The 22090-nt window shown below is 62.3% G+C and carries 26 protein-coding genes and 1 pseudogene; 16 read left to right on the top strand and 11 right to left on the bottom strand.

Going from position 1 to position 22090, the window contains the following annotated elements; translation table 11 throughout:
• The first annotated feature begins 4 nt into the window (after positions 1-4).
• Positions 5-901: a LysR family transcriptional regulator gene (locus ABID26_RS08405; protein WP_126098833.1), complete on the top strand. Its 897-nt coding sequence runs from the start codon at positions 5-7 to the stop codon at positions 899-901.
• Between the two features lie 20 nt (positions 902-921).
• Here the strand turns inward: ABID26_RS08405 and ABID26_RS08410 are convergent, their stop codons facing one another.
• From ABID26_RS08410 to ABID26_RS08425, 4 genes are all read right to left on the bottom strand, one after another.
• Positions 922-1419: a methyltransferase family protein gene (locus ABID26_RS08410; RefSeq protein ID WP_292301339.1), complete on the bottom strand. Its 498-nt coding sequence runs from the start codon at positions 1417-1419 to the stop codon at positions 922-924.
• A gap of 667 nt (positions 1420-2086) precedes the next feature.
• Positions 2087-4138: an elongation factor G gene (locus ABID26_RS08415; protein WP_292301337.1), complete on the bottom strand. Its 2052-nt coding sequence runs from the start codon at positions 4136-4138 to the stop codon at positions 2087-2089.
• Positions 4139-4394: 256 nt separating this feature from the next.
• Complete coding sequence (locus ABID26_RS08420; protein ID WP_354414901.1) at positions 4395-5360, bottom strand: putative bifunctional diguanylate cyclase/phosphodiesterase; 966 nt, start codon at positions 5358-5360, stop codon at positions 4395-4397.
• Positions 5306-5923 carry a GGDEF domain-containing protein gene (locus ABID26_RS08425; RefSeq protein WP_354414904.1) on the bottom strand — a complete coding sequence of 206 codons (618 nt, stop codon included), beginning with the start codon at positions 5921-5923 and terminating at the stop codon, positions 5306-5308. The genes ABID26_RS08420 and ABID26_RS08425 overlap by 55 nt, the downstream gene beginning before the upstream one ends.
• 297 nt (positions 5924-6220) lie before the next feature.
• Here ABID26_RS08425 and ABID26_RS08430 point away from each other — a divergent pair, with 297 nt between their 5' ends.
• Positions 6221-6616: a (R)-mandelonitrile lyase gene (locus ABID26_RS08430; RefSeq protein ID WP_292301333.1), complete on the top strand. Its 396-nt coding sequence runs from the start codon at positions 6221-6223 to the stop codon at positions 6614-6616.
• A 60-nt stretch (positions 6617-6676) separates the two neighbouring features.
• Here the strand turns inward: ABID26_RS08430 and ABID26_RS08435 are convergent, their stop codons facing one another.
• A complete protein-coding gene (locus ABID26_RS08435) occupies positions 6677-7879 on the bottom strand; it encodes a pyridoxal phosphate-dependent aminotransferase (protein WP_292301331.1) in 1203 nt (400 codons plus the stop codon).
• Between the two features lie 205 nt (positions 7880-8084).
• Between ABID26_RS08435 and ABID26_RS08440 the strand changes: the two genes are divergently transcribed.
• From ABID26_RS08440 to ABID26_RS08450, 3 genes are all read left to right on the top strand, one after another.
• Entirely contained in the window at positions 8085-8984 is a 900-nt protein-coding gene (locus ABID26_RS08440) for an EAL domain-containing protein (RefSeq protein WP_292301329.1), read from the top strand.
• Positions 8981-9856: an EAL domain-containing protein gene (locus ABID26_RS08445; RefSeq protein ID WP_292301327.1), complete on the top strand. Its 876-nt coding sequence runs from the start codon at positions 8981-8983 to the stop codon at positions 9854-9856. The genes ABID26_RS08440 and ABID26_RS08445 overlap by 4 nt, the downstream gene beginning before the upstream one ends.
• Positions 9857-9944: 88 nt before the next feature.
• Positions 9945-10553, top strand: coding sequence for a glutathione S-transferase family protein (locus tag ABID26_RS08450; protein ID WP_292301325.1), 609 nt, complete (start codon positions 9945-9947; stop codon positions 10551-10553).
• Between the two features lie 302 nt (positions 10554-10855).
• On the opposite strand, the gene ABID26_RS08455 is transcribed toward ABID26_RS08450, so the two are convergent.
• From ABID26_RS08455 to ABID26_RS08470, 4 genes are all read right to left on the bottom strand, one after another.
• Positions 10856-11110 carry a type II toxin-antitoxin system RelE family toxin gene (locus tag ABID26_RS08455; RefSeq protein WP_292301323.1) on the bottom strand — a complete coding sequence of 85 codons (255 nt, stop codon included), beginning with the start codon at positions 11108-11110 and terminating at the stop codon, positions 10856-10858.
• Positions 11107-11307, bottom strand: coding sequence for a hypothetical protein (locus tag ABID26_RS08460; RefSeq protein ID WP_292301321.1), 201 nt, complete (start codon positions 11305-11307; stop codon positions 11107-11109). The genes ABID26_RS08455 and ABID26_RS08460 overlap by 4 nt, the downstream gene beginning before the upstream one ends.
• Before the next feature lie 299 nt (positions 11308-11606).
• A complete protein-coding gene (locus ABID26_RS08465) occupies positions 11607-11819 on the bottom strand; it encodes a cold-shock protein (protein WP_125003642.1) in 213 nt (70 codons plus the stop codon).
• 12 nt (positions 11820-11831) lie between these two features.
• The gene (locus tag ABID26_RS08470) at positions 11832-12095 is read right to left on the bottom strand and encodes a hypothetical protein (protein ID WP_292301318.1); all 264 of its coding nucleotides are present in this window, start codon (positions 12093-12095) and stop codon (positions 11832-11834) included.
• Between ABID26_RS08470 and ABID26_RS08475 the strand changes: the two genes are divergently transcribed.
• Entirely contained in the window at positions 12094-12423 is a 330-nt protein-coding gene (locus tag ABID26_RS08475) for a hypothetical protein (RefSeq protein WP_126098845.1), read from the top strand. The two genes, ABID26_RS08470 and ABID26_RS08475, sit on opposite strands and share 2 nt — an antisense overlap.
• 3 nt (positions 12424-12426) lie before the next feature.
• On the opposite strand, the gene ABID26_RS08480 is transcribed toward ABID26_RS08475, so the two are convergent.
• Positions 12427-12996, bottom strand: coding sequence for a methylated-DNA--[protein]-cysteine S-methyltransferase (locus ABID26_RS08480; RefSeq protein WP_292301316.1), 570 nt, complete (start codon positions 12994-12996; stop codon positions 12427-12429).
• A gap of 175 nt (positions 12997-13171) precedes the next feature.
• On the opposite strand from ABID26_RS08480, the gene ABID26_RS08485 reads away from it, so the two are divergent.
• Both ABID26_RS08485 and ABID26_RS08490 read left to right on the top strand, forming a co-directional pair.
• The gene (locus ABID26_RS08485) at positions 13172-14113 is read left to right on the top strand and encodes a lytic transglycosylase domain-containing protein (RefSeq protein ID WP_292371317.1); all 942 of its coding nucleotides are present in this window, start codon (positions 13172-13174) and stop codon (positions 14111-14113) included.
• A gap of 84 nt (positions 14114-14197) precedes the next feature.
• Positions 14198-14695 (top strand): GNAT family N-acetyltransferase, encoded by a 498-nt coding sequence (locus ABID26_RS08490; RefSeq protein ID WP_292301312.1) that lies wholly within the window; start codon positions 14198-14200, stop codon positions 14693-14695.
• Positions 14696-15067: 372 nt separating this feature from the next.
• Here the strand turns inward: ABID26_RS08490 and ABID26_RS08495 are convergent, their stop codons facing one another.
• A complete protein-coding gene (locus ABID26_RS08495; protein ID WP_354414914.1) occupies positions 15068-15208 on the bottom strand; it encodes a hypothetical protein in 141 nt (46 codons plus the stop codon).
• Between ABID26_RS08495 and ABID26_RS08500 the strand changes: the two genes are divergently transcribed.
• The 8 genes and pseudogenes from ABID26_RS08500 to ABID26_RS08535 all read left to right on the top strand — a co-directional run bounded on the left by ABID26_RS08500 (position 15207) and on the right by ABID26_RS08535 (position 21684).
• Positions 15207-16475 (top strand): ABC transporter substrate-binding protein, encoded by a 1269-nt coding sequence (locus ABID26_RS08500; RefSeq protein WP_354414915.1) that lies wholly within the window; start codon positions 15207-15209, stop codon positions 16473-16475. The two genes, ABID26_RS08495 and ABID26_RS08500, sit on opposite strands and share 2 nt — an antisense overlap.
• A 95-nt stretch (positions 16476-16570) precedes the next feature.
• Positions 16571-17485: a carbohydrate ABC transporter permease gene (locus ABID26_RS08505; protein ID WP_292341624.1), complete on the top strand. Its 915-nt coding sequence runs from the start codon at positions 16571-16573 to the stop codon at positions 17483-17485.
• 1 nt (position 17486) lies between these two features.
• Positions 17487-18311 carry a carbohydrate ABC transporter permease gene (locus ABID26_RS08510; RefSeq protein WP_354414918.1) on the top strand — a complete coding sequence of 275 codons (825 nt, stop codon included), beginning with the start codon at positions 17487-17489 and terminating at the stop codon, positions 18309-18311.
• A gap of 113 nt (positions 18312-18424) precedes the next feature.
• Positions 18425-19180, top strand: a complete 756-nt coding sequence (locus tag ABID26_RS08515; RefSeq protein WP_354414920.1) for a DUF899 family protein — start codon at positions 18425-18427, stop codon at positions 19178-19180.
• A 100-nt stretch (positions 19181-19280) separates the two neighbouring features.
• Positions 19281-19844 (top strand): DUF4142 domain-containing protein, encoded by a 564-nt coding sequence (locus tag ABID26_RS08520; protein ID WP_354414923.1) that lies wholly within the window; start codon positions 19281-19283, stop codon positions 19842-19844.
• A gap of 413 nt (positions 19845-20257) precedes the next feature.
• Positions 20258-20639, top strand: a pseudogene (locus ABID26_RS08525) (cupin domain-containing protein).
• A 333-nt stretch (positions 20640-20972) separates the two neighbouring features.
• A complete protein-coding gene (locus tag ABID26_RS08530) occupies positions 20973-21389 on the top strand; it encodes a hypothetical protein (protein ID WP_292301303.1) in 417 nt (138 codons plus the stop codon).
• A 121-nt stretch (positions 21390-21510) separates the two neighbouring features.
• Positions 21511-21684, top strand: a complete 174-nt coding sequence (locus ABID26_RS08535) for a hypothetical protein (RefSeq protein WP_354414926.1) — start codon at positions 21511-21513, stop codon at positions 21682-21684.
• Positions 21685-22090 lie beyond the last annotated feature (406 nt).

A 22090-nucleotide genomic window follows, 5' to 3' on the forward strand; every position in this document is an offset into this window, starting at 1 on the left:
AATCATGGCGCTGGACTGGGACAAGCTACGCGTGTTTCACGCTGCGGCGGAGGCTGGGTCATTCACCCATGCCGCCGAGACGTTGCATCTGTCGCAATCGGCGATCTCGCGGCAGGTCAGCGCGCTGGAGCATGACGTCGGCGTGGCGCTGTTCCATCGCCACGCGCGCGGCCTCGTGCTGACCGAGCAGGGCGAGATGCTGTTCCGCACGGCGCATGACGTGCTGATGAAGCTGGAGACAATCAAGTCGCGGCTGACCGAAACCAAGGACCGCCCCTCCGGCGTGCTGAGGGTGACGACCACGGTGGGGCTGGGCGCCGGCTGGCTGACCGAGCGGGTGCAGGAATTCATCGAGCTCTATCCGGAGATCAGCCTGCAGCTGATCCTCGCCAATGAGGAACTCGACCTCACCATGCGCCAGGCCGATTGCGCCATTCGCCTCAGGCAACCGCAGCAGCCGGATCTCATCCAGCGCCGGCTGTTCACCGTGCATTTCCATCTCTACGCGGCGCCTTCCTATGTGGCCAAGTTCGGCAAGCCGGCCTCGATCGCCGAGCTCAGGAACCACCGGATCGTCACCTTCGGCGTGCCGGTGCCCTCGCATCTGTCGGAACTGAACTGGCTGGAGACGGTCGGCGATTTCGAGGGCGGACAAAGGGTCCCGACGCTACAGATCAACGACATCCTGTCGATCAAGCGCGCGGTACAGGGCGGCGCCGGCATCGCCATGCTGCCGGACTACGTCATCAGCAAGGACTCGAACTTGGTGCAGTTGCTGCCCGAGACCGAGGTGCCGTCCTTCGACACCTATTTCGCCTATCCGGACGCGATGAAGAACCAGGCGAAGCTGCATGTATTCCGCGATTTCATCATCGCGAAGGCGCGCAGCTGGTCGTTCTGAAACGCGGCCGGGCGCAATTGCTATCCGCGCCAGGGTGTGATGCGCGGCAGCCAGCCGGGAACGGCGCGGCGGTAGGTTTCGTACTCGGCGCCATAGCGGCGGGCGAGCGTCGGCTCCTCGTAGACTTTGACGAAGGAGATCATCGCTGCCGCAGCTATCAGGCCGTAGACGAACACCGCTCCGCTCGAAAAGATGAGCACCTGGCCGAGGATGATCGATAGCACCGCGACATACATGGGGTTACGCACGTGGCGATAGATGCCGCCGACGACCAATTTCTCGGTCGGAGCCACGGGAGCGGGCGTGCCAAGTCCCTCAAAGGCGAAGCGGGCGAAGGCGTGAACCAGGATCCCTGCCGCCCCGGCCACAAGGATCCAGCCTACAGGCACGAAACCGGGCACGGTGGACAGCGGCATGCGATAATGGTCGGTCAGCAGCCAGGGTATCAGCCCTGCAACCACGCCAGGTGCCGCAACGAGGAATAGCGCGCTGCCGGCGACTGCCGAAAAAGTTCGCATCAGTCCCTCCTGCCGCAAAAGTAAACGCGGCGTGCCCGAATCCGCATCATTTTGATTTCACGTGTTTTACGGGGCAGAATCAGACCTGATTTGCATATCAGCAATCGCTTTCACGCTGGAAAGGCACACGATTCGGCGATTTTTTCTGGTCCTATCGGTTCCTGGGACGGGTTGGACCACAGCCTGCGTCTTTTTGCATGCGTGTGTTGCAAAATAGATGCTTGTTTCTTGGGCATGATGAGCACATATATAGTTCATCTCCAGGGCGCGTTCTCCTCCCATTAGCGCCCTCGAGTGTTCCCCTCTGGAGGTTAGCCCTAATCGGCACTTCCAATCAAACTCAGCCGGATCTTTATTGATCCGGCTTTTTTGTTGCGTCGAGATCACGGCGAGGCCGGAAATGCGTGAGCGAAAGCCACGTAACAGTGACATGTAACATCGGGTAACATGTCGCGGACGCTCTCTATCGATTAAGTAGATGATAGGACGCGGTTGGTCCGTTCGGGAGATGGGGGCATCACTCGGACAGACCGGGCTCAGGCAGCTACCGCGTCCGAACCATTTCCTGATGCGGCGGACCTGCCGTTGCCTCCCAGGAAGACGGTCCGCAATAAGAAACGGCGTCCGGATGATCCGGGCGCCGTTTTCATTCTTCAACCAAAATCAGTCATGCAGCCTTGCCGTTGGCGTTCATCGCCTCGTCGGCCAGGCGCCCCGTCAGCTCGGCCATATGGTCGAAGCCGGCCTTGTAGCTGGCGACGCCCGCCGTCGCCGAACGCAACTCGATGATCAGGTCGCCGATCTCGGCCTGGGGCATGGTCGCCTCGACCACGTCCCAGCCGGGCCAGTCGGGCCGCGCGTCATAGCCAAGGATCTGGCCGCGCCGCTGCGGAATCAACGCGATGATCTTCGAGGTTGCATCGGATGGCGTGACGATTTCGACCTTCATGATCGGCTCCAGCAGAACCGGCGAACAGGCCGCCATGCCTTCTTTCATCGCCAGCTTTGCCGCCATCTGGAAGGCCATGTCGGAGGAGTCGACCGCATGGTAGGAGCCGTCCGATAGGTTGACGGCGACATCCACCACGGGGAAGCCGAGTGGACCGGTCTTCAGATAGTCGCGGATGCCCGTCTCCACCGACTGGATGTAGGTCTTGGGCACGACCCCGCCGGTGATGGTGTCGGTGAACTGGAAGCCCGAGCCGCGGGGCAGCGGTTTGATCTCGATCACTACGTCGCCGAATTGGCCGTGGCCGCCCGACTGCTTCTTGTGGCGGCCGCGCTGCTGCACGGATTTGCGGATCGTCTCGCGATAAGGCACCGCCGGCGAATGGCCTTCGATCGGGATCTGGTTCTTGCCCTCCAGGCGCTCGCGCACAACGCGCAGGTGCATTTCGCCATGCCCCGACAACACGGTTTCTGCGGAGTCCTGGTTGTGGTGCAGGTTGAGCGAGGGGTCTTCCTCGGCAAGCCTCTGGATAGCCGCCGACATCTTGACCTCGTCCTTGCGTTCCTTGGGGCGCAGCGCGAAGGCAAACACCGGCTGCGGCGGCTCCAGCGTGAACAGCGGCTTGATGCCGCCCTTGGCCGAACTCAGCGTCTGGCCGGTCCTGACGTTGTCGAGCTTGCCGAGCGCGACGGTGTCGCCAGCCATGGCGGACGGCAGCTTCAGCTGATCCTTGCCCAGCATCTTGTAGACGCCGGAGACCTTGGTCGTGTCGCCGTTGGAGAGGAAGAGCTCGGCCGCATCGGCCAATTGGCCGGAAAGCACGCGCGACACCGACAGCTTGCCGCCATGCGCCGTGTGGATAGTCTTCATCACCTGCACGACCGTCTGGCTGCCGTCCGGTACACTCAGGCGCTTGCGGGTCGCCTCGACATCCGGCGCATCGTGGCGGATCGTCTTCAACAGGCGCAGCACGCCATTGCCCTTCTCCGCCGTGCCGATCAGCACCGGCGTCACCGTGCCGGCCCGGAGGTCGGCGGCAAGGTCATCGAAGATCGCATCTTTCGGCGGCTCGATCTCCTCCAGGAGCTGTTCCATCAGCTGGTCGTCATGGTCGGCCAACGTCTCCAGCATCGAGAAGCGCGCCTCGAGCTCGCGCGCCTTGTCGTCGTCGGGAATCTCGGCGACCTGGCTTTCGGCGTATTCGCGGTACACATAGGCGCGCTCCAGCGCGAGATCGATCGAGCCGATGACGACGCCGTCCTTGCGCAGTGGGATCTGGCGCAAGAGCAGCGGCGCGGAACTCGCCGGCTGCAGCATCTTGAGCGTCTCGCGAACGCCGGCGATCGCCTTGTCCACCTTGTTGAGGAACAGGATGCGCGGCACGCCGAGATCGTCGAGCTTGCGCATGATGAGTTGCAGCGCGGGAATCTTCTTTTCATCCGCTTCGGCCACGACCACGGCGACATCGCAGGCGGCAAGCACCGGCTCGGCCTCGAAGGCGAATTCGATGGAACCGGGACAATCGACGAAGGTGAACTGCTCGCCCATGAACTCCGTGGTGGCAAAGGTCGCCTCGACGCTCATGGCGTGGGCGCGGGCCTCCGACGAGTGATCGGAAACGGTGTTGCCCGATGAGACGGGATTCTGGCGGGGGATGGCGCCCGTGCGGGCGAGGATTGCTTCGAGAAGTGTCGTCTTACCGCTTGCGAAGGGACCGACTATGGCAATGCATTTCGGTCCCGTGCGTCGTCCTCCGGCGCGAGTACCCATGGCTGACCTCCACTCAGGCGTTTCCCAAGAGAGCGATCAGCAAAAAGTGGAAACCGGTTTTTGCGTCCGATCGCACTCTGTGAAGAGCGGCGGCCGGCCTGTTCGGCCGTCGCGGGCGGGGTTGTTGCTCACCACCTGCCCAGGGCCATCGTCACACGGGTTCGCGGAGAGGGCAAGAAAAATAGGGAGTGCGCTGGCTTCGGTCTTGCCACGCGCCCGGTTTGCCAGGCGCTCATCTTGTCAGGCGCCCATCTTGTCAGGCGCTAAGGGCCAGCGGCTCGCCATCGGCTGCACAAAGGGCGCTCGTCTTGTCGCGCGGCGCAGGCTTGCCGAAGAAATAACCCTGGAAGCGGCCGCAGCCGGCCGTGCGGGCGAGGGTGAACTCCTCCGCCGTTTCCACGCCTTCGGCGACGATGGCGATGTGCTGGATGCGCGCGATCTGGGTGAGCGCGGAAACAAAGATCTGCGCCACCTGATCGTGAGCGAGGCTGCGGATGTAGGAGCGGTCGATCTTGACGCTGTCGATGGGCAAGGTTTTTAGATAGTTGAAGCCGCAATGACCGGTGCCGAAGTCGTCGAGCGCAATGTGGAAGCCGAGCCCGCGCAGCGCTTCCAGGCGCCTGAGGATTTCCGGCGTCGCGGCGGTCGCGACGGTCTCGGTGATCTCGATGATGAACCCGGATGCCGACCTGCCGGTCTCGCGCAGAACGCGCTCGCACATCGTCACGATCTCGTCGCGCTTTAACTGCTCGCCCGAGACGTTGATCGAGATGCGTCGCCCCGGAAAGTGGCCGATATCGGCGCAGGCGCGCTTGAAGACCCACTCGCCGATCATGTCGATGAGGGTCGAGCGCTCGGCGATCGGGATGAATTCGGCCGGCGAGATCAGGCCGCGGACGGGATGGCGCCAGCGGATCAGGCCCTCGAGCGCGTCGATGGAGCCCTCTGTGCCGACGATCGGCTGGTAATGAAGTTCCAGTTCGCCAAGATAGACGGCGGCGCGCAGCTCGCGCTCGACCAGGCGGCGATAGCGCTTGTCCGACAGCATCTCTTCATCGAAGACCGTGACGCGGCCCCGGCCTGCCGCCTTGCTTTCGTAGAGCGCCAGGTCGGCAAGCAACATCAGCTCCGTCGGGTTGGAGGCGTGCAGCGGCGCGAGCGCCACCCCTACCGAGATCGACAGCGGGATGATCTTGCCTTCATGCCGCTTTCCGGCCCGCATCGCGTCGAGCAGCGGCGCGCGTCCTTGCTGATAGCGGCCGCGTCGCCATGCGGGACGATGACGCCGAACTCGTCACCGCCCAGCCGTCCGATAATGCCGTCAGCAAAGATGCGCTCCGCCTCCTTGACCAGATAGGCCAGCGCCAGGTCGCCGAACTGGTGGCCGAAGGTGTCGTTGAGCTGCTTGAAGTGGTCGAGGTCGATCAACACAAGGCTCGCTTGCCGCCGGTTTCGCAAGGTGCCCAGCCGGTCGCTCAACGCCTCGAGGAAATAGCGCCGGGTCATAGCGCCGGTCATTGCGTCGATGCCGAGAAAGCGGTGCTTCTCAGCCTCAGCGTCCGCCGCTGACTGCAGGCGCTGGACGACGCTCGAACGCATATACATCAGCACAAGGAGCGCCAGGCTGGTCGCCATCACCGACATGGCGAGGGCCGTGGCGCGGGAGCCATTTTCGGTCAGGCCAAAGGCGGCGATCGCGGTGGCGGCGATGCTCGCCACAAGCAGCACCTGGATGCCGCGGTAAATCCTCCCGCTATGATCCTTGATTGTCGCCAAGATGCTCATGTCCGCGCCCCCACAGCACGGCCATGGCTAGAGTCCAGCCGTTAAAAAGACATTGAGCATGTCAGTTGCCTGCTCCATTTCCCGCTCTCTGACCTGCTGCCTCGTTTTTATGGTTAAAAAGCAACGATTTATGACAGTATTTTAAATGGCTGACAAAATGACTTGAGGCAGCACCAAGCATGCTTCGATGCTCTCACCATCGGCAGTCGGAAAGACCGGTTGCACTGGCCCCGTGCCGGGATGAAACTAGGCGCGAGATGCTGCACTCGCGGTTCGGTTCGAATGAGGATGTGAACGATGAAGATCATTGCCTGCGGCAGCGTGCCGACGATCATCGCGCCCGAAAAGTATTTCACCGGCAAGGTGTTGCAGACGCCGATCGTCGAGAAGGAGGCGCCGGCGCGGCTCAGGGCGACGCTGGTCAGCTTCGAACCGGGCGCCCGCACCCATTGGCACACGCACCCGCTCGGCCAGACACTCTATGTCACGTCAGGCGCCGGGCTTGTGCAGACATGGGGCGGGCCGATCGAGGTGATCAGGGCCGGCGACGTCATCTCCTTCGCGCCGGGCGAAAAGCACTGGCACGGCGCCGGACCGAAAACCGCGATGACGCATCTCGCCATGCAAGAGGCGCTGGACGGCAGCCACGCCGATTGGCTCGAGGCAGTCTCCGACGAGCAGTATGGCGGCTGAAACGCCCAACAAAAACCCGGCGCGGAGCCGGGTTTTCTCATTGGCTGGCGGCGTTGCCGGTCAGGTCAGCGACGCCGTGAAGCGCTGGATGCGGGTGCAGGCTTCCTCCAGCAGCGCGTCCGACGTCGCGTAGGAAATGCGGAAGTTCGGACCGAGGCCGAAGGCCGAGCCGAACACCACCGCCACGCCCTCGGCGTCGAGCAGCTCCGAGCAGAAGGCCTCGTCGCTGTCGATGACCTTGCCGGCTTTGGTCTTCTTGCCGATCAATTGCGCGCAGGACGGATAGACGTAGAAGGCGCCTTCCGGCGACGGACAAGTGATGCCGCGCGCCTGGTTGAGCATCGACACGACGAGGTCGCGCCGGCCCTGGAAGATCGCCTTGTTCTTCGCGATGAAATCCTGCGGGCCGTTGAGCGCCTCGACGGAAGCCCATTGGGCGATGGTGCAGGCGCCCGAAGTCTGCTGGCCCTGGATCATGTCCATCGCCTTGATCAGCGCCACCGGCCCGGCGGCGTAGCCGATGCGCCAGCCGGTCATGGCATAGGCTTTCGACACGCCGTTCATGGTCAGCGTGCGCTCGTAGAGGCTCGGCTCGACCTCGGCAATGGTCTTGAAGACGAAATCGCCATAGGTCAGGTGCTCGTACATGTCGTCGGTCAGCGTCCAGACATGCGGGTGCCTGAGCAGCACGTCGGCCAGCGCCCGCAGTTCGGCCTCCGTGTAGGCGGCACCAGATGGGTTCGACGGCGAGTTCATCAGCAGCCATTTCGTCTTCGGCGTGATCGCCTTTTCCAGCACCTCCGCCGCCAACTTGAAGCCGTTGTCGATCGAGGTGTCGGCAAAAACGGACGTGCCGCCGCAGATCGCCACCATTTCCGGGTAGCTCACCCAATAGGGGCGCGGGATGATGACCTCGTCGCCGGGGTTCAGCGTCGCCATGAAGGCGTTGAACAGGATCTGCTTGCCGCCGGTGCCGACGATGGTCTGCTCCGGCCGGTAGTCGAGATTGTTCTCGCGCTTGAACTTCTTGGCGATCGCCTCGCGCAGCGGTGCGATGCCGGAAACCGGCGGATACTTGGTCTCGCCGCGACGGATCGCGTCGATCGCCGCGTTCTTGATGTTGTCGGGCGTGTCGAAGTCCGGCTCGCCGGCGCCGAGGCCGATGACGTCACGGCCGGCATTTTTCAGCTCACGCGCTTTCTGCGTCACCGCGATGGTCGCGGAAGGCTTCACGCGGGAAAGGGCGTCGGCAAGAAAGGCCATGACAGAGCGTCTCCAAGAGAATGGCGCGGCCAGGAGCGGCCGCGGCGCCTCTCATGTCGCATCATCGGCCCTAGCGCAAGCATTGTCGGATGATCCAGAGGTCAAGGTGGCGTGAGCGGCAATTATAAATTCATCAACGACCGGTAAACCCTTGGCTGGCAGGATCGCAGATCGAATTCCGCCGGTTTGGCGGAGCGAGGGACCTTTGTCGCGCAGCATCGGGCTTGCCCATATCATCCGTCATGATGACGGCACCTCCACCGGTGTCTGGGGCATCTACACGCTGCAAAGCGCCTTCCAGCCGATCTTCGCCTTCAACGAAGGCAAGCTTTCGGTTGCCGCCTTCGAGGGGCTGATCCGGCCGTTCCGCGACGGCGAACCGCAATCGCCTATGAGCTTCTTCGGCACTTGCCCTGCGGGCGACCGGCTGCATATCGAGGCGCTGACCAGGACGCTGCATCTGCTCAACGCCGGCGCCTGTCTGCCGGAAGAGGCATCCATCTTCGTCAATTTCGATCCGTCGGTGTTCACCGACCGCGCCATTGCCGACAAGGCGCTTCGCGACATGCGCCTGGTGCTGCACGAGGCCGGAATCGATCCTCGCCGCATCGTCTGCGAGGTCACAGAGCAGAAGTCGGCTTCGCAGGAGACGCTCTACAGCTTTGTCGAAGCGCTGCGCGCCAACGGCTTCCACATCGCCGTCGACGACTACGGCGCCGACGATTCCGACATCAACCGCATCAAGGAGTTGAAGCCGGACATCGTCAAGTTCGACGCCCACTGGATCACGCAGCTCATGGAGTCCGGGGCCGGATTTGCGCTGCTGACCGCGATGGTGAAGAGCTTCGAAAGCCAGGGCATCCGCACGGTTTTCGAAGGCATCGAGGAAGGCTGGCAGCTCGAGCTCGCCGAGAAGTCCGGGGCTTCGATGGTGCAAGGCTATGTACTCGCCCGGCCGGAACTCGCCCCGACCAGTTTTCGCGTTTTCGGCAAGAGCGCGCAGGTGCCCGTGGCCGAGGAGAGCAGGGCCACGGTCGCCGCCAGTCCCGCTCCGGTGCCGCCGTCGCGGCCGGCGAGGGCCTTTGGGCGCAAGGTGACGCCATGATTGTGCGGCCCGACAGGCGGCGCCCCGAAAGGCGGCGAAACGTCGCCGAGGCGATCTTCGCCGACGAGATCGGCATCCAGTTCGGCGTCTATGGCGAGTTCAGGCTGTGGAGCGCCTATCAGCCGATCTTCGCGCCGCGGGGCAGGACGCTCAAACCTGTCGCCGTCGAAGCGTTGATCGAGCCGCGCCGCGTCGCAACGCCCGTTGCACCACAGGTTTTCTTCGACAGCGTCGCGGCATCGGACCGGCTGTTCGCCGAGACGTTGTGCCGGATGCTGCATCTCGGCAACTACCGCAACATCGGCGTCGACGGGCTCACGCTGTTCTTCAACTACGACCCGATGATCAACGATCACCTCGGGCGGGCGCTGGCCGAGATCCGGCTCATGACCAGGCGTCTCGGCGATTTCGGCCTCGAGCCGGCCATGCTGGTCTGCGAGATCACCGAACAGGCGGCCGATGACCACGTGCTCGCCAGCCTCGTGCGCGAGATGAGGCGTGACGGCATCCGCATCGCCATAGACGATTTCGGCACCGGACATTCGACCGAAGCGCGCATCGGCCTGCTGTCGCCCGACATCGTCAAGATCGACGGCGGCTGGTTCGCCGAGTTCTGCCGTCATGCCGCCGCCGAACGGTTCTTCCGGCCGCTGGTCTCGATGCTGCACGACCGCGGCGCCAAGGTGCTGGTCGAAGGCATCGAGCAGGCCACGCATCTGCGGGTCGCGCTGGACGGTGGCGTCGACCTCCTGCAAGGATATCATCTTGCCCGCCCGGCGCTCGCCGGCACGATCTTCAACGAAGAGCCGCTCTCAATCGACGCGCTGCTTGGCATGGACAACAAGGTCGTGCCTTTGCATCAGCGCCGCTGATGTTTTCACCCAAAAACAAATCACTGGATGAGACCTGCGCAGGCGCGTTAGAGGCTTCTCGATCGCTCAACGCACGAAGAGAGGGGCCATGATACTTTATGACATGATCGACAGCGGCAATTGCTACAAGCCACGTCTGTTGATGGCAAAGCTCGGCATTCCCTTCACCCGTATCGAGGTGAGCTCGCACACCGGCGAGACGCGCAAGGCCGACTATGTCGCCAAGAACCCGAATGCGATGGTGCCGCTGCTCGAGCTCTACGATGGCCGGCGTATCGCCGAATCCAACGCCATCCTGCTCTATCTCGCCGAAGGCACGCGCTTCCTGCCGGCCGACAGATATGAGCGGGGACTGGCCTATCAGTGGCTGTTCTTCGAGCAGTACAGCCACGAGCCCTATATCGCGGTGCGCAAGGCGCTGCTCACATTTCCGGAGAGGGCGAAGGACGCCACGCCGGAACGGTTGGCGCAGACGCTGGAGCGCGGCAACAAGGCGCTCGGCGTGATGGCCAAGCATCTGGAACAGAACGCCTTTTTCGCGGGCAGCGCCTACAGCGTCGCCGACATCGCGCTCTATGCTTATACCCACACGGCGGAGAAGGGCGGCTTCCAACTCGACGCCTATCCGGCGGTGGTGGAGTGGCTGAAGCGCGTCGAGGCCGACAAGGGGCACGTGCCGCTGGACTGGCAGCCTTGAGACATGCCACGCCGGCAAATTGGCGAAAGCTTCGATGAGAGCGTCCTTCTCCCCGTCTCTCTACGGGGAGAAGATGGCGGCAGCCAGATGAGGGGCAGCGCCAGCCTTTCGCGTTGATTTCCTTGCTGGATTATCGGCCAAGCAAACGAAGCTTATCCCGATTCGTCGCGCCGCCCCTCATCGCCCTGCCGGGCACTTCTCCCCGTATAGAGACGGGGAGAAGGAAGCAGCTTCGCCGATTTCGCCAATCACCAGAATAAAGGGCGGGGCAACGATTTCCTGTGCCGGTAGCTCGCTGCCGGCTACTTCAAAAGGCGTTCATATTCGGAGTGGGTGCCGATCCAAAACCAGACCATATCGTCCTGATCGCGGACCGCAACAGCGCGGTAATCGAGGTCAACTCGCGCCGACCAGTAACGTCCAACCCGCTTGAAATGCAGCGAAGGATGAAACGGATCCGTGCGTAGCTTGGCGAAGCTGCTATCCGCCTTCACCCTGATTGCTTTAGGTAGTTTGTCGTAAGCGTCCCAAAAAGAAGGGGCGGCAAAGTGGTTCACAGAGGCCGGGTCCGGCCTGCGCGATGATCGGCCAGAGCCTGCTCTGCAAGCTTGTCCAGCCGACCCGTCTTCGCGTCGGCTTCGATCTGCTTATCCCACATGTCAGCCTGAAGCTCCTCGAACCAAGTGGCAAATGCCTTCAGGTCCTCGGGGCTTAGTTCGGCGACGGACTTTTCGATCTGTTCGAGCTTGGTCATGGCCAGCAAATACCATAGTTGGCCCAACGAGGCCAATGGCGGCGATATAGGCAACAAAAAAGGCGGGACAATGCCCGCCTTCCTGTGCCGGTAGCCTGATCGGGAGCGTTGGAGCCGCGCCGGCAGCAATCTGCTGCTTCGGCTTGTCGGGTCCTTCCGCTCCGGCGCGCTTATCGCGCGACCGTCAGTACATCCGTGACTTGCCGCGCGCCCCAGGCTGTCGCCCAGTGCGCGCCCTACTTACTCGCATTTTTGCGGCGCCAAGCGGTAACGCCTGGCTGCAAAATGCTTAAGCCAAATCAGGCTGCCTTGCTCAGAGATCCAGCAGCGGACTTGCCGGTGCGGCGGTCCTGCTCGATCTCGAAGTTGATCTTCTGGCCTTCAACGAGCGTGGTCATGCCAGCGCGCTCGACGGCGGAGATGTGGACGAAAACGTCCGCGCCGCCATTGTCGGGCTGGATGAAGCCGAAGCCCTTGGTGGCGTTGAACCACTTGACCGTACCAGTTGCCATTTAGAATATCCTTCACATTTGCTTCGTTTGACCGGACCAAAGCCCGGCCGGCGGTATCGAAATTTTGGAGACGTCAGCAAACGCGAAGATCGCGAGGCCCGATCGATCGGCCAAATTCAATGCGCCGGATATAGTATGGTTCGCGGACGAAAACAAGATGGCGTTACCCACATGTGCCGCGATAGCGTGCAACGGGCTCTCAATCCGCGTGGAAGTTTTGCGGCCAGGCGTGCGTTGTGGAGGGAAGATACGCTCGCTGTCGAGGGAGAGGATCATGAAGAAAATCCTGCTTGCCGCCTGCCTGACGCTGGTGGCCGCCGAGGCACAGGCCGTCTCGCGCTACGACCCGACACGCATGAGCTGTGGCAGGGTACAGGCGACGATTGCCAGGCAGGGCGCCGTCATCCTGCGCTACCAGTCGACGCGCGTGCCGGGGCTGCCGCTCTATGACCGCTATGTGCGCGACGAGCGCTTCTGCAACATGGGCGAGGTGAGGTCGAGGGCCTATGTGCCGAGCGCCGACACCAAGTCCTGTCCCGTCTATGTCTGCAAGCGGCCGGATTTCGACCGGCATTTCCGGCGCCGCCTTTTCCCGCGTCACTGAGGCTCAGAATCCGAACGAGGCCTGTGCGGCCGGCGGCGGGCCGACCCGCACCCCTTCCATGGCCAGCATCTTCTCCTTGGTGGCGGAGCCGCCGGGAGCCGAGAAGCCGCCGATCTTGCCGCCCGCGGCAAGGATGCGGTGGCAGGGGATGACCAGCGGCACCGGATTGGCGCCGAGGGCAGCACCGGTTTCGCGGGCGAGGCCGGCATGGCCGGCGCGCTTGGCCAGTTCGCCATAGGTGGTGGTCTCGCCGAAGCCGAGCTTGCGCGCGGCGTCATAGATGGCGAGGCGGAAATCGTCGACGCCGTCGAGATCGACCGGCACGCCGGAGAAATCGACATCCTCCCCGGCGGCATAGGCTTTGATCGAAGCGATCAATTCGATCACCCATTTGGGCTGCTCGGTGGCGCTTGGAACGCCGGCATGGCGAAACAGCCGGCGCTCGACCGCGTCGCGGCTGCGTTCGGGCAGGCAGAGCCGGGTCAGGCCCTTTTCGCTCCAGGCAATGCCCATGAAGCCGATCACTGTTTCTAACACTGCGTGGCCGGCCGTGATCGGTGATGCGTTTTGCATGGTGCGCTCCTTTCCGCAAACGGCGAAAAACGGGTACATCTACGGTACAGATAGGGAACAATATTGCAGTTTGCTCCGAGTCTCGCCACCCGAAAACCGCACACCGGCCCCGATTGCCCGGTTGGAATCGCTGGTGTAAGGACTTTTTAACAACCGACAATCGGACCTGCAGGGCTTGGCAGCGAAAATCATCCTCACCGCGATCGGCGTGCTCGTTGCCGCTGCCGGCCTCAGCGGCTGCACCTCGACCTCGCAGATGAAGGCAACGCCCGCGCTCGCGGCGGCATCGACGCCGGCCGTTGAGGACGACACACCGACCGTCGCGCTGCCCGAAACGGTGGCCGTGCTGCCGGAGCCTTCCGGCCTCGCGCAGGTGCAAACTGCGGCGCTGACCGGCGACGCCGCCGCAGCAGCCGCCGGCACGCCGTTGCCGCCGCCGGCGCAACCCGGCGCAGCACTTTCGCCGCCCGCGCAACCCGCCGCGTTCGCAGGCTCGACACCGGTCGCCGGCCAGTTTCCGCCGCCGCCGGTGCTGATGGCCGGCGCGTCGCCGACCGGCCCCGGTTCGCTCAAGCAGGCGGCCGTCTATCAGAACGCCGGCGTTGCCATGCCGGTCACCGGTCGGTCGGCAAAGGTGGCCCCCATGCCCGGCGTGGAGCAGGCCGCCTACGTGGTGCCGCAGAACCCGGCGCTGCTCGTCCAGCCGGGCCAGCCCGAGCAACACGCCAGCGGCCCGCGCGCCGAGATCGAACGGCTGATCGAGAAATATTCGGTGATTTACGAAGTGCCGGTCGATCTGGTGCGCCATGTCGTCAACCGCGAGAGCACCTTCAACCCGAAAGCCTACAACCACGGCCATTGGGGGCTGATGCAGATCAAGCACGCTACGGCACGCGGCATGGGCTATGACGGGCCGGCGAGCGGCCTTTTCGACGCCGAGACCAATCTCAAATACGCGGTCAAATACCTGCGCGGCGCCTGGCTGGTCTCCGGCGGCAATGCCAAGCGGGCCGACACGCTCTACCAGACCGGCTATTATTACGACGCCAAGCGCAAGGGCCTGCTCGATGCGACGGGCCTCGGCGTCGACCGCCGCCGCCTGCAGCCAGGCGCCTGAGCATCCGGCCCGATGCAGATCTCCCGATGCGGATCCCCAGGAGTGCCCAGCCTCTTGGGGAGGTAGCTGTTTTGGGATAGCGCCATGCATGAAAACAAAGGTCCACGCCCGCCGGCGCCCAACGACATCCGCCTTCGCAAGAGCCTCGACGACGCGCTGACGGCTCCGCACTGGCCGGAAGGCTTCGTCATGCGTTCGTTCGAGCACCGGGATGCGCAGGCTTTGCATGCGCTGCTGCAAGAGGTGTTCGACGACGGCGCCGACGGGCCGTTCGAGGACTGGTGGCCGCGCATCCTCGGCAATACCGAGTTCGATACGGACCTCTGTTTCCTCGTCATCGACGGCAAGGGCTTGCTGGCCGGCGCGGCGCTTTGCTGGTCGTCCGGTTTCGTCAGGGATCTCGCCGTCCACTCGGACTCCCGGGGGCACGGCATCGGCGAGGCGCTGATGCGGCATGTGTTCTTGACCTTCCGCGACAGGGGCGCCGCCCGTGTCGATCTCAAGACCAACACGGTCAAGAACGCCGCTGCCTTCAGGCTCTATGAGCGGCTCGGCATGATCCCGGTCGCCTGGGAAGGCTAAAGCGCGTCGTGCTGAAACGGATTCAGGCGACGCGCTTTAAGTCTTTGTTTTTATGCATGTCGTTTTCCCAAAACCGCTGCGCACTTTTGCGCGACATGCGTCAGCGATTTTCGAACCGCCACTGGTGCTACCGCGGCAGTTATGCGCGGGCATTGTGAACCGCTTCACACAGGCTGACGTTAGGACATGCTAATGCGTCGTCGTGCCGGGCGGCCGATCGGCGGATCGACGCTGGCAAGGCGTCGGAGGAGGCTGTGCCGGCATGCGTCAGCCACTCCAAGGCGGGCTCCGGGGCGGGGGTTTCGGAGCCCGCCCGCTTTGGTTTGAAATCCGCTCACCAATCCAGTCAGATTGCACTCTTGCGTGCTTCGGTCAGGAACCGACACGCCACTGGTCCATGCTGAACGGCTCATATTGGAACCCAAAGCGGCGCTCCGCATTCAAATGCTGGGTGGGCATCTGATCGACGCGCGCAGTCTCCGTCGCCGGCTCCAAAGGGAGGTCCACCGCCATGAAGCTTTTCCACGCCTTTCTTGCGCTTGCGGCCGCCACCATGCTGGCGGTGGCTCCAGCGCGAGCCGTCGACCTGTCGATCGTGTCGGGAGACACCGGCAGCGGTATCAAGGTGCTGCGCGAGATACTCGACCAGTATGAGAAGCAGAGCGGCAACAAGGTCAACATCGTCGTCATGCCGCCGTCGACGACCGATCAGTTCGGCCAGTACAAGCTGTGGCTCGCCGCCGGAAACACCGACATCGACGTCTACCAGACAGACGTGATCTGGGCGCCGCAGCTCGCCAGCCAGCTTGTCGACCTGACCGCGGCGACCAAGGATGTCGTGGCCAAGCATTTCCCGTCGATCATCCAGTCGCAGACTGTCGACGGCAAGCTGGTGGCGCTGCCGATCTTCACCGACGCGCCGGCGCTCTATTACCGCAAGGACCTCCTCGACAAATACGGCGCCAAGGTGCCGACCACCTGGAAGGAACTGGCCGATACCGCCAAGCTGGTCATGGACAAGGAACGGGCTGCCGGCAACAAGGACATGTGGGGCTTCGTCTTCCAGGGCAACGCCTATGAGGGCCTGACCTGCGATGCGCTCGAATGGGTGATGTCGAATGGCGGCGGTCAGATCATAGAGCCGGACGGCACCGTCTCCATCAACAATCCAAAGGCGGCGGCCGCGCTCGACATGGTCAAGGGCTGGATCGGCACCATCTCGCCGCCGGGCGTGCTCGCCTACCAGGAAGAGGAATCGCGCGGCGTCTGGCAGACCGGCAATGCGGTGTTCATGCGCAACTGGCCCTATGCCTATGCGCTGGGCAACGGCGCGGACGCGCCGATCAAGGGCAAGTTCGACGTGGCGCCGCTGCCGGCCGGCACGGGCGAGGGCGCGCGGCCGGTCGCGACATTGGGCGGCTGGAACCTGGCGGTCTCCAAATACTCCAAGAACCCGGACGCGGCGATCGACATGGTCAAGTTCATCGCTTCGCCCGAGATGCAGAAATACCGGACGCTGAGAACCTCCAACCTGCCGACCATCCAGGCGCTGTATGACGATGCCGACATCGCCAAGGAGCAACCGATCATCCCGCGCTGGAAAGAAGTCTTCCTCAACGCGGCGCCGCGACCCTCGGCGACGGTGAAAATCAAGTACAACGAGGCCTCGAGCCAGTTCTGGACCGCCGTGCACAAGACCTTGTCGGGCGAAGGCAGCGCCGCCGACAACCTCGCCGATCTCGAAGTGACGCTGACCAAGCTGAAGGGCAGCGGCTGGTGACCGCGACGCCGGCAGAAGCTGGCTCGCGCATCCGCGGCGGCAAAACAGAACGAGCGCCTGAAACAGCCACTGCCCGGCGTCCGCGCTCGCGGCTTATGGCGCAGCGCGTACGCTCGGCGTGGCTGTTCCTGACGCCGATGCTTCTGGTGCTTGCCGCCGTCGCCGGCTGGCCACTTATCCGGACCGTCTATTTCAGCTTCACCGACGCTTCGCTCTCCGACCTCGACGCCCGCCAATGGGTCGGCTTCGCCAACTATTTTTCGATGCTGAGCATGCCGAGCGGCCGGACGCTCTATGACGGGCTGCTCGTCGATCCGGTTTGGTGGCGCGCGGTCTGGAACACGGTGCGCTTCACGGCGGTCTCGGTGATCTCTGAGACCATCCTCGGCATGATCGTCGCGCTGGTACTCAATGCCGAGTTCCGTGGACGCGGCCTCGTCAGGGCGGCGATCCTCATTCCATGGGCGATCCCGACGATCGTCTCGGCAAAGATGTGGCAGTGGATGCTCAACGACCAGTTCGGCATCATCAATGTCGTGCTCATCAACCTTGGCCTGATCCATGCCAAGATCGCCTGGACCGCCAGCGCCGACACGGCGATGGTCGCGGTGCTCATCGTCGACATCTGGAAGACGACGCCGTTCATGGCGCTGTTGATCCTTGCGGCACTGCAGATGCTGCCGCGCGAGATCATCGAGGTGGCAAAACTCGACGGCGCCAATCCGTGGCAGATCTTCTGGCGCGTGACCCTGCCGCTGATCCGCCCGGCTGTGATGGTGGCGGTGATCTTCCGCGCGCTCGATGCGCTGCGCATCTTCGACCTGATCTATGTGCTGACGCCCAACAATGTGCAGACCAAGTCGATGTCGGTGTTCGCGCGCGAGAACCTGTTCGAGTTCGACAAGTTCGCCTATGGCTCGGCCGCCTCGACGCTGTTGTTCCTGATCCTGGCGCTGCTCACCATCTCCTACATCCGCATCGCCAGGATCAGCCTGGATGGAGGCCGCTGAGATGAAAATCCTGAAGCGCGCAGCCTTCTATCTGCTGGTGGCGGGAATCGTCCTCATCGCCGTCTTTCCGTTCTACTACGCCATCGTCACCAGCCTGAAATCGGGAACCGAGCTCTTCGAGGCCAGCCTCTGGCCGCAGACGATCAGTCTCGCCAACTATCGGAACGTGCTCACCGAAGGCACCTTCCTGCGCAACCTGGTGAACTCGCTGGTCGTCTCGGGCGCCGTCGTGCTGATCTCGCTGCTGCTCGGCGTCACCGCCGCCTATTCGCTGGCGCGCATCCGCTTCCGCGGCCGCTCGGCGCTGATGCTCGCCATCCTGTCGGTCTCGATGTTCCCGCAGGTGGCGGTGCTGGCCGGCCTGTTCGAGATGATCCGCTGGGCCGGTCTCTACAATTCGCTGATCGCGCTGATCTTCTCCTACATGATCTTCACTCTGCCGTTCACCGTCTGGGTGCTCACCACCTTTGTCCGCGACCTGCCGGTCGAGATCGAGGAAGCGGCGATCCTCGACGGCGCCACACCTTGGATCATCATCACCCGCGTCTTCCTGCCGCTGATGTGGCCGGCGCTGGCGACAACCGGGATGCTCGCCTTCATCGGCGCGTGGAACGAGTTCCTGTTCGCGCTGACCTTCACCTCGAACAATGCGCAGCGCACCGTGCCGGTGGCGATCGCGCTGCTTTCCGGCACCTCGCAGTTCGAGATCCCGTGGGGCAACATCATGGCCGCGTCGGTGATCGTCACCGTGCCGCTGGTGGTGCTGGTGCTGATCTTCCAGCGCAAGATCGTTTCCGGCCTCACCGCCGGCGGCGTCAAAGGCTAGAAAGAAAGCAGCGGCGGCACCCGCAAAAATGTCGGACGCAGCCGGGACGATACGTCCTTCGGTCGTAGTGCAATCCGCGCCGGGACGCCGGCGCGACGGCCAAGGAGACGATCATGATCACCTTTCCCAACGAATCCGCCAAATATCGCGCCGCCCGCGAAAAACTGCTGCAAAAGGAAATCGAGCTGCGCCGCGCCATCGAAGCCGTCGCCTCGGCCAGACGCGCTCTCCCACCGGGCGGGCTGGTGCCGCAGCACTACGTCTTCGACGGGCTGGACGGCGAAGGCAAGGCGGCGCGGGTCCGGCTGTCCGACTTGTTTCAACCGGGCAAGGACTCGCTGATCCTCTATCAGATGATGTTCCCGCGCCATCCGCAGGAGACGCGCGATGTGGCGACGAGCGGCGAGACCGCGAAGCTTGCCAGAGAGGACCAGCCATGCCCCTCCTGCACTGCGCTGCTCGACCAGCTCGACGGCGCCGTCGGCCACCTCGAGGCCGCGGGCTTCAACTTCGCGGTAGTGGCCAAGACCGCGCTCGACAATCTGACGGCGCTCGGCCGCGACCGCGGCTGGAAGAACATGCGGCTCGTCTCGTCGGCCGGCAACAGTTTCAAGCGCGACTATAATTCCGAGACCGCCGACGGCGCGCAGATACCGCTGCTTTCGGTGTTCCGTCGCGATGACGACGGCATCCGTCATTTCTGGTCGTCGGAGCTTGGCTTCGCGCCGACCGAGCCCGGCCAGGATCCGCGCGCCATCGGCACCTGCGAGATCCTGTGGAACCTGATGGATTTCACGCCGGAAGGCCGCCCGGAATGGCACGAGCAGCTGCAATATTCCGGACGCGCCGCCGAAGCATCCTGCCACTGACGGCAAGCGGACGGGTTGCGGCAGGCGGTTTCCCAAGCAACCCCGACGCCGGTGCCGCGTTTGGGATGGCAGAGGGGCTGTTCCGGATCGGAGACTTCAGATGAGAACGCTTCTGCCCCTGGCCGCAATCGCGCTGCTTGCCGGCGCGCCGGCCACCTTTGCCCAGTCGGACGATGCCAGCCCGGACGCGGTCGGCCCCATGGTGACCGAGAACAAGGTGGATACCCAGACCTTTGTCACGACGGTACCCAACGCCAATGAGTTCGAGATCCAGTCGAGCAAGCTGGCGCAGGAAAAATCCGCGTCGGACGACGTCAAGGCCTTTGCGGGCCAGATGACCAAGGATCACACCAAAGCCGGCGAGGACTTCAAGGCGGCGATGAGCCAGGGCCAGACGACCGCCTCGATCAAGCCCGCCGGGCCCGCGCTGCAGCCGAAGGAGCAGCACTTGCTCGGCGAATTGAAGAGCGCGAGCGGCAAGGATTTCGACCAGAAATACATCCGGATGCAGCTGGACGCGCACAAGGACGCGGTCGCGCTGTTCAGCACCTATGCCAAATCGGGCGACGACCCGGCCCTGAAGGAATTCGCCAAAAAGACGCTGCCGGTGCTGAAGATGCACGAGAAGCATGCGAAGGAGCTGGCGGTAGCGCATCAGGGGTGAGGGGCGCGATTGCGAGGAACGCAATTCGCTCATTCGAGACATGCCTCGGTCTAGTTCGTCGTCATTCTATGGCGGAGCAAGGAGCGAAGCGACGCGCGCAGACCATAGAATCCATTCCGTGACGTTGAGGCGTTTCTACGATCCAGAATTCTGCTCCGTTGCACCCTTTGCGCGAGGTCACGGAATGGATCCTCGGGTCTACGCGTCCGCTTCGCTCCCGCTCCGCCCGTGGATGACGACGTTCGAGTTGCTTCGGCCAATTTTCAAGGGTCCGACCTTGGCAAACTGTCACCACCAAACGTCGGCGCCGCCCCTCATTGCCCTGCCGGGCATTTCTCCCCGTATAGTGACGGGGAGAAAGACGCTTGCGCCGACGGTTTCGCCATCTCTGAAGTCGCAAGAGGGCGCCGGCGCTGCGGCCAGCCCCTTCTCCCCGTTCCACGGGGAGAAGATGCCGGCAGGCAGATGAGGGGCAGCGCCAGCTTCGATCAGAAGGCTGCAACGATTGCACAGGCCACTGGCACAGCCATGAGGACGAGCTGTGCTGGAGGGCGAGCTGACGCTGGTCGAGGACGGCGGCGAAACGCTGCTCAAGGCAGGCGATAGTGCTGCCTTCGCCAAGAATAGCGGCAACTGCACATGATCAACCGCTAGTCGACCACGGCGCGCTACCTCGAAGTCGGCTCGCGCAACCCGGACGACCTCATCACCTGCTCCGACATCGACATGATGAGCCCGAGCTCGGATGGGCGATTCCTGCACAAGGATGGGGTGACATATCCGGGGCAGGGGTGAGGGCAATTGCAGAGAGCGCCAGCCCCCGCTCCGGCTCGGCGCTGCGCGCCGAGCCATCTCTCCCCTATTTTGTGGGGCGAGGAACCGACGCTTTTCAAAGCCGCGATGTCAGCGGCCGCGACGGCCGTCATCGACCAACCAGTAGTGGACTACGCGATATCTGAAGGTCAGCATGGGACCCTTTCGATGCCATCCTATAAGTATGGATACGAGCTTCTTGTACCTTTCAGGCTAGATGCGCGCATTGCAGTAGCCGGCGGTAGAAGTCACTCCTTTCTTTGTGCGCCTCACCTTATTTGATAAGATCGTGCGAGTGCGACTGAGGAAAAACTGATGGCCAAAAAATCTCGTTGGAAGGCAGGTTTTAGTCCGTCAAGTGTCTTCGAAACAATAAACAAAAGAAGGGTTCAAACCGACGAAAAAGTAACCTATCAAGGCTTTGGACTTACCACCGACGTAGAAATATTATACACATATATTGACTGCTCACGCGAAATTTCTAGTTATGCTGCAAAGAATTTAATTAGGTCGTCAATTTTAGAAAAGACCCGCAGCGGCACCTTGAGCCCAAATGAGTTCATAACGATATTCGACAAAAAAGCATCATTGAATAAAGTGACCACCAAAAATAAATATCACATACTTACGAGCTTGAGTTACAGCGGAGAGTTTAGCTTCAAGTCAGTAACAATCGATGGGTGCAAGATTGTTCTGTCTCCAAGTAATTTAAAAAAATACAGAATCACCTGACAGGGGGAGAGTTTATCACGGCAGGCAGGTTGAGCGTTTTTCAAGACCTGGTGCCTACCGATACCCGTTTTTGCTTATCCATGTTTCTGCGCATGACGCTCAGGAGGCGTTTGACGTCGGGATGGCTGCCGCTGAAAAGTTCAGATCGTTGCTCAATTATTACTTTGGCTTGGGGCGCATGAGAATGTCGTTTGGCTATGAATACAAACCAGCGAATGATTTTCGGTGGGGAGCTTTGCACACCCTGCACTTCCCGGATGGAACTGACGCGTATGATGGATGTGTTTATGATTGATATTACTTTCCAAACGACAATTTGAAAGGCGTAACTGTAAAATCGAAACAATTTGAGAAGTTTTACAAACGGATCGTTAGATTGAACAAAAAATCGTCACTCTCGGACGTTTTTTGGAAGGGGCTGGTTCGTTATAATTCCGCGCTTGATAGGTCGGATTTGCTGCAGTCTTTTCGTGATCTATGGTCGGTGCTTGAATTTCTTACAAACACGGGAAAAAATGGTTACGAAATAACCGTAAAAAGAGCATCAAGTCTATTTAAGAACTGCGATTATCATCGAGAGGTATTAAATCATCTGCGGCACCGCAGGAATTCCATAATTCACTCGGGCGTAGACGATGAGGCTTCCGAAAATCTCATGTATTCGTGCAAAGCGTATGTTGAGGCTGTTCTCAAATATATAA

The sequence above is a fragment of the Mesorhizobium shonense genome (assembly GCF_040545255.1).
In the GTDB taxonomy this organism is placed as follows: domain Bacteria; phylum Pseudomonadota; class Alphaproteobacteria; order Rhizobiales; family Rhizobiaceae; genus Mesorhizobium; species Mesorhizobium shonense.

What these genes read in the sequence shown, in the direction of transcription:
- ABID26_RS08435 (WP_292301331.1), bottom strand. Translation starts at nt 7,879, where the DNA reads ATGGCCTTTCTTGCCGACGCCCTTTCCCGCGTGAAGCCTTCCGCGACC.
- ABID26_RS08430 (WP_292301333.1), top strand. Translation starts at nt 6,221, where the DNA reads ATGAAGATCATTGCCTGCGGCAGCGTGCCGACGATCATCGCGCCCGAA.
- ABID26_RS08535 (WP_354414926.1), top strand. Translation starts at nt 21,511, where the DNA reads ATGGCTGCCGCTGAAAAGTTCAGATCGTTGCTCAATTATTACTTTGGC.
- ABID26_RS08450 (WP_292301325.1), top strand. Translation starts at nt 9,945, where the DNA reads ATGATACTTTATGACATGATCGACAGCGGCAATTGCTACAAGCCACGT.
- ABID26_RS08470 (WP_292301318.1), bottom strand. Translation starts at nt 12,095, where the DNA reads ATGATCCTCTCCCTCGACAGCGAGCGTATCTTCCCTCCACAACGCACG.
- ABID26_RS08465 (WP_125003642.1), bottom strand. Translation starts at nt 11,819, where the DNA reads ATGGCAACTGGTACGGTCAAGTGGTTCAACGCCACCAAGGGCTTCGGC.
- ABID26_RS08530 (WP_292301303.1), top strand. Translation starts at nt 20,973, where the DNA reads ATGGCCAAAAAATCTCGTTGGAAGGCAGGTTTTAGTCCGTCAAGTGTC.
- ABID26_RS08515 (WP_354414920.1), top strand. Translation starts at nt 18,425, where the DNA reads ATGATCACCTTTCCCAACGAATCCGCCAAATATCGCGCCGCCCGCGAA.
- ABID26_RS08405 (WP_126098833.1), top strand. Translation starts at nt 5, where the DNA reads ATGGCGCTGGACTGGGACAAGCTACGCGTGTTTCACGCTGCGGCGGAG.
- ABID26_RS08495 (WP_354414914.1), bottom strand. Translation starts at nt 15,208, where the DNA reads ATGGCGGTGGACCTCCCTTTGGAGCCGGCGACGGAGACTGCGCGCGTC.
- ABID26_RS08425 (WP_354414904.1), bottom strand. Translation starts at nt 5,923, where the DNA reads ATGAGCATCTTGGCGACAATCAAGGATCATAGCGGGAGGATTTACCGC.
- ABID26_RS08510 (WP_354414918.1), top strand. Translation starts at nt 17,487, where the DNA reads ATGAAAATCCTGAAGCGCGCAGCCTTCTATCTGCTGGTGGCGGGAATC.
- ABID26_RS08445 (WP_292301327.1), top strand. Translation starts at nt 8,981, where the DNA reads ATGATTGTGCGGCCCGACAGGCGGCGCCCCGAAAGGCGGCGAAACGTC.
- ABID26_RS08410 (WP_292301339.1), bottom strand. Translation starts at nt 1,419, where the DNA reads ATGCGAACTTTTTCGGCAGTCGCCGGCAGCGCGCTATTCCTCGTTGCG.
- ABID26_RS08475 (WP_126098845.1), top strand. Translation starts at nt 12,094, where the DNA reads ATGAAGAAAATCCTGCTTGCCGCCTGCCTGACGCTGGTGGCCGCCGAG.
- ABID26_RS08500 (WP_354414915.1), top strand. Translation starts at nt 15,207, where the DNA reads ATGAAGCTTTTCCACGCCTTTCTTGCGCTTGCGGCCGCCACCATGCTG.
- ABID26_RS08505 (WP_292341624.1), top strand. Translation starts at nt 16,571, where the DNA reads ATGGCGCAGCGCGTACGCTCGGCGTGGCTGTTCCTGACGCCGATGCTT.
- ABID26_RS08480 (WP_292301316.1), bottom strand. Translation starts at nt 12,996, where the DNA reads ATGCAAAACGCATCACCGATCACGGCCGGCCACGCAGTGTTAGAAACA.
- ABID26_RS08420 (WP_354414901.1), bottom strand. Translation starts at nt 5,360, where the DNA reads ATGCGGGCCGGAAAGCGGCATGAAGGCAAGATCATCCCGCTGTCGATC.
- ABID26_RS08490 (WP_292301312.1), top strand. Translation starts at nt 14,198, where the DNA reads ATGCATGAAAACAAAGGTCCACGCCCGCCGGCGCCCAACGACATCCGC.
- ABID26_RS08520 (WP_354414923.1), top strand. Translation starts at nt 19,281, where the DNA reads ATGAGAACGCTTCTGCCCCTGGCCGCAATCGCGCTGCTTGCCGGCGCG.
- ABID26_RS08460 (WP_292301321.1), bottom strand. Translation starts at nt 11,307, where the DNA reads ATGACCAAGCTCGAACAGATCGAAAAGTCCGTCGCCGAACTAAGCCCC.
- ABID26_RS08415 (WP_292301337.1), bottom strand. Translation starts at nt 4,138, where the DNA reads ATGGGTACTCGCGCCGGAGGACGACGCACGGGACCGAAATGCATTGCC.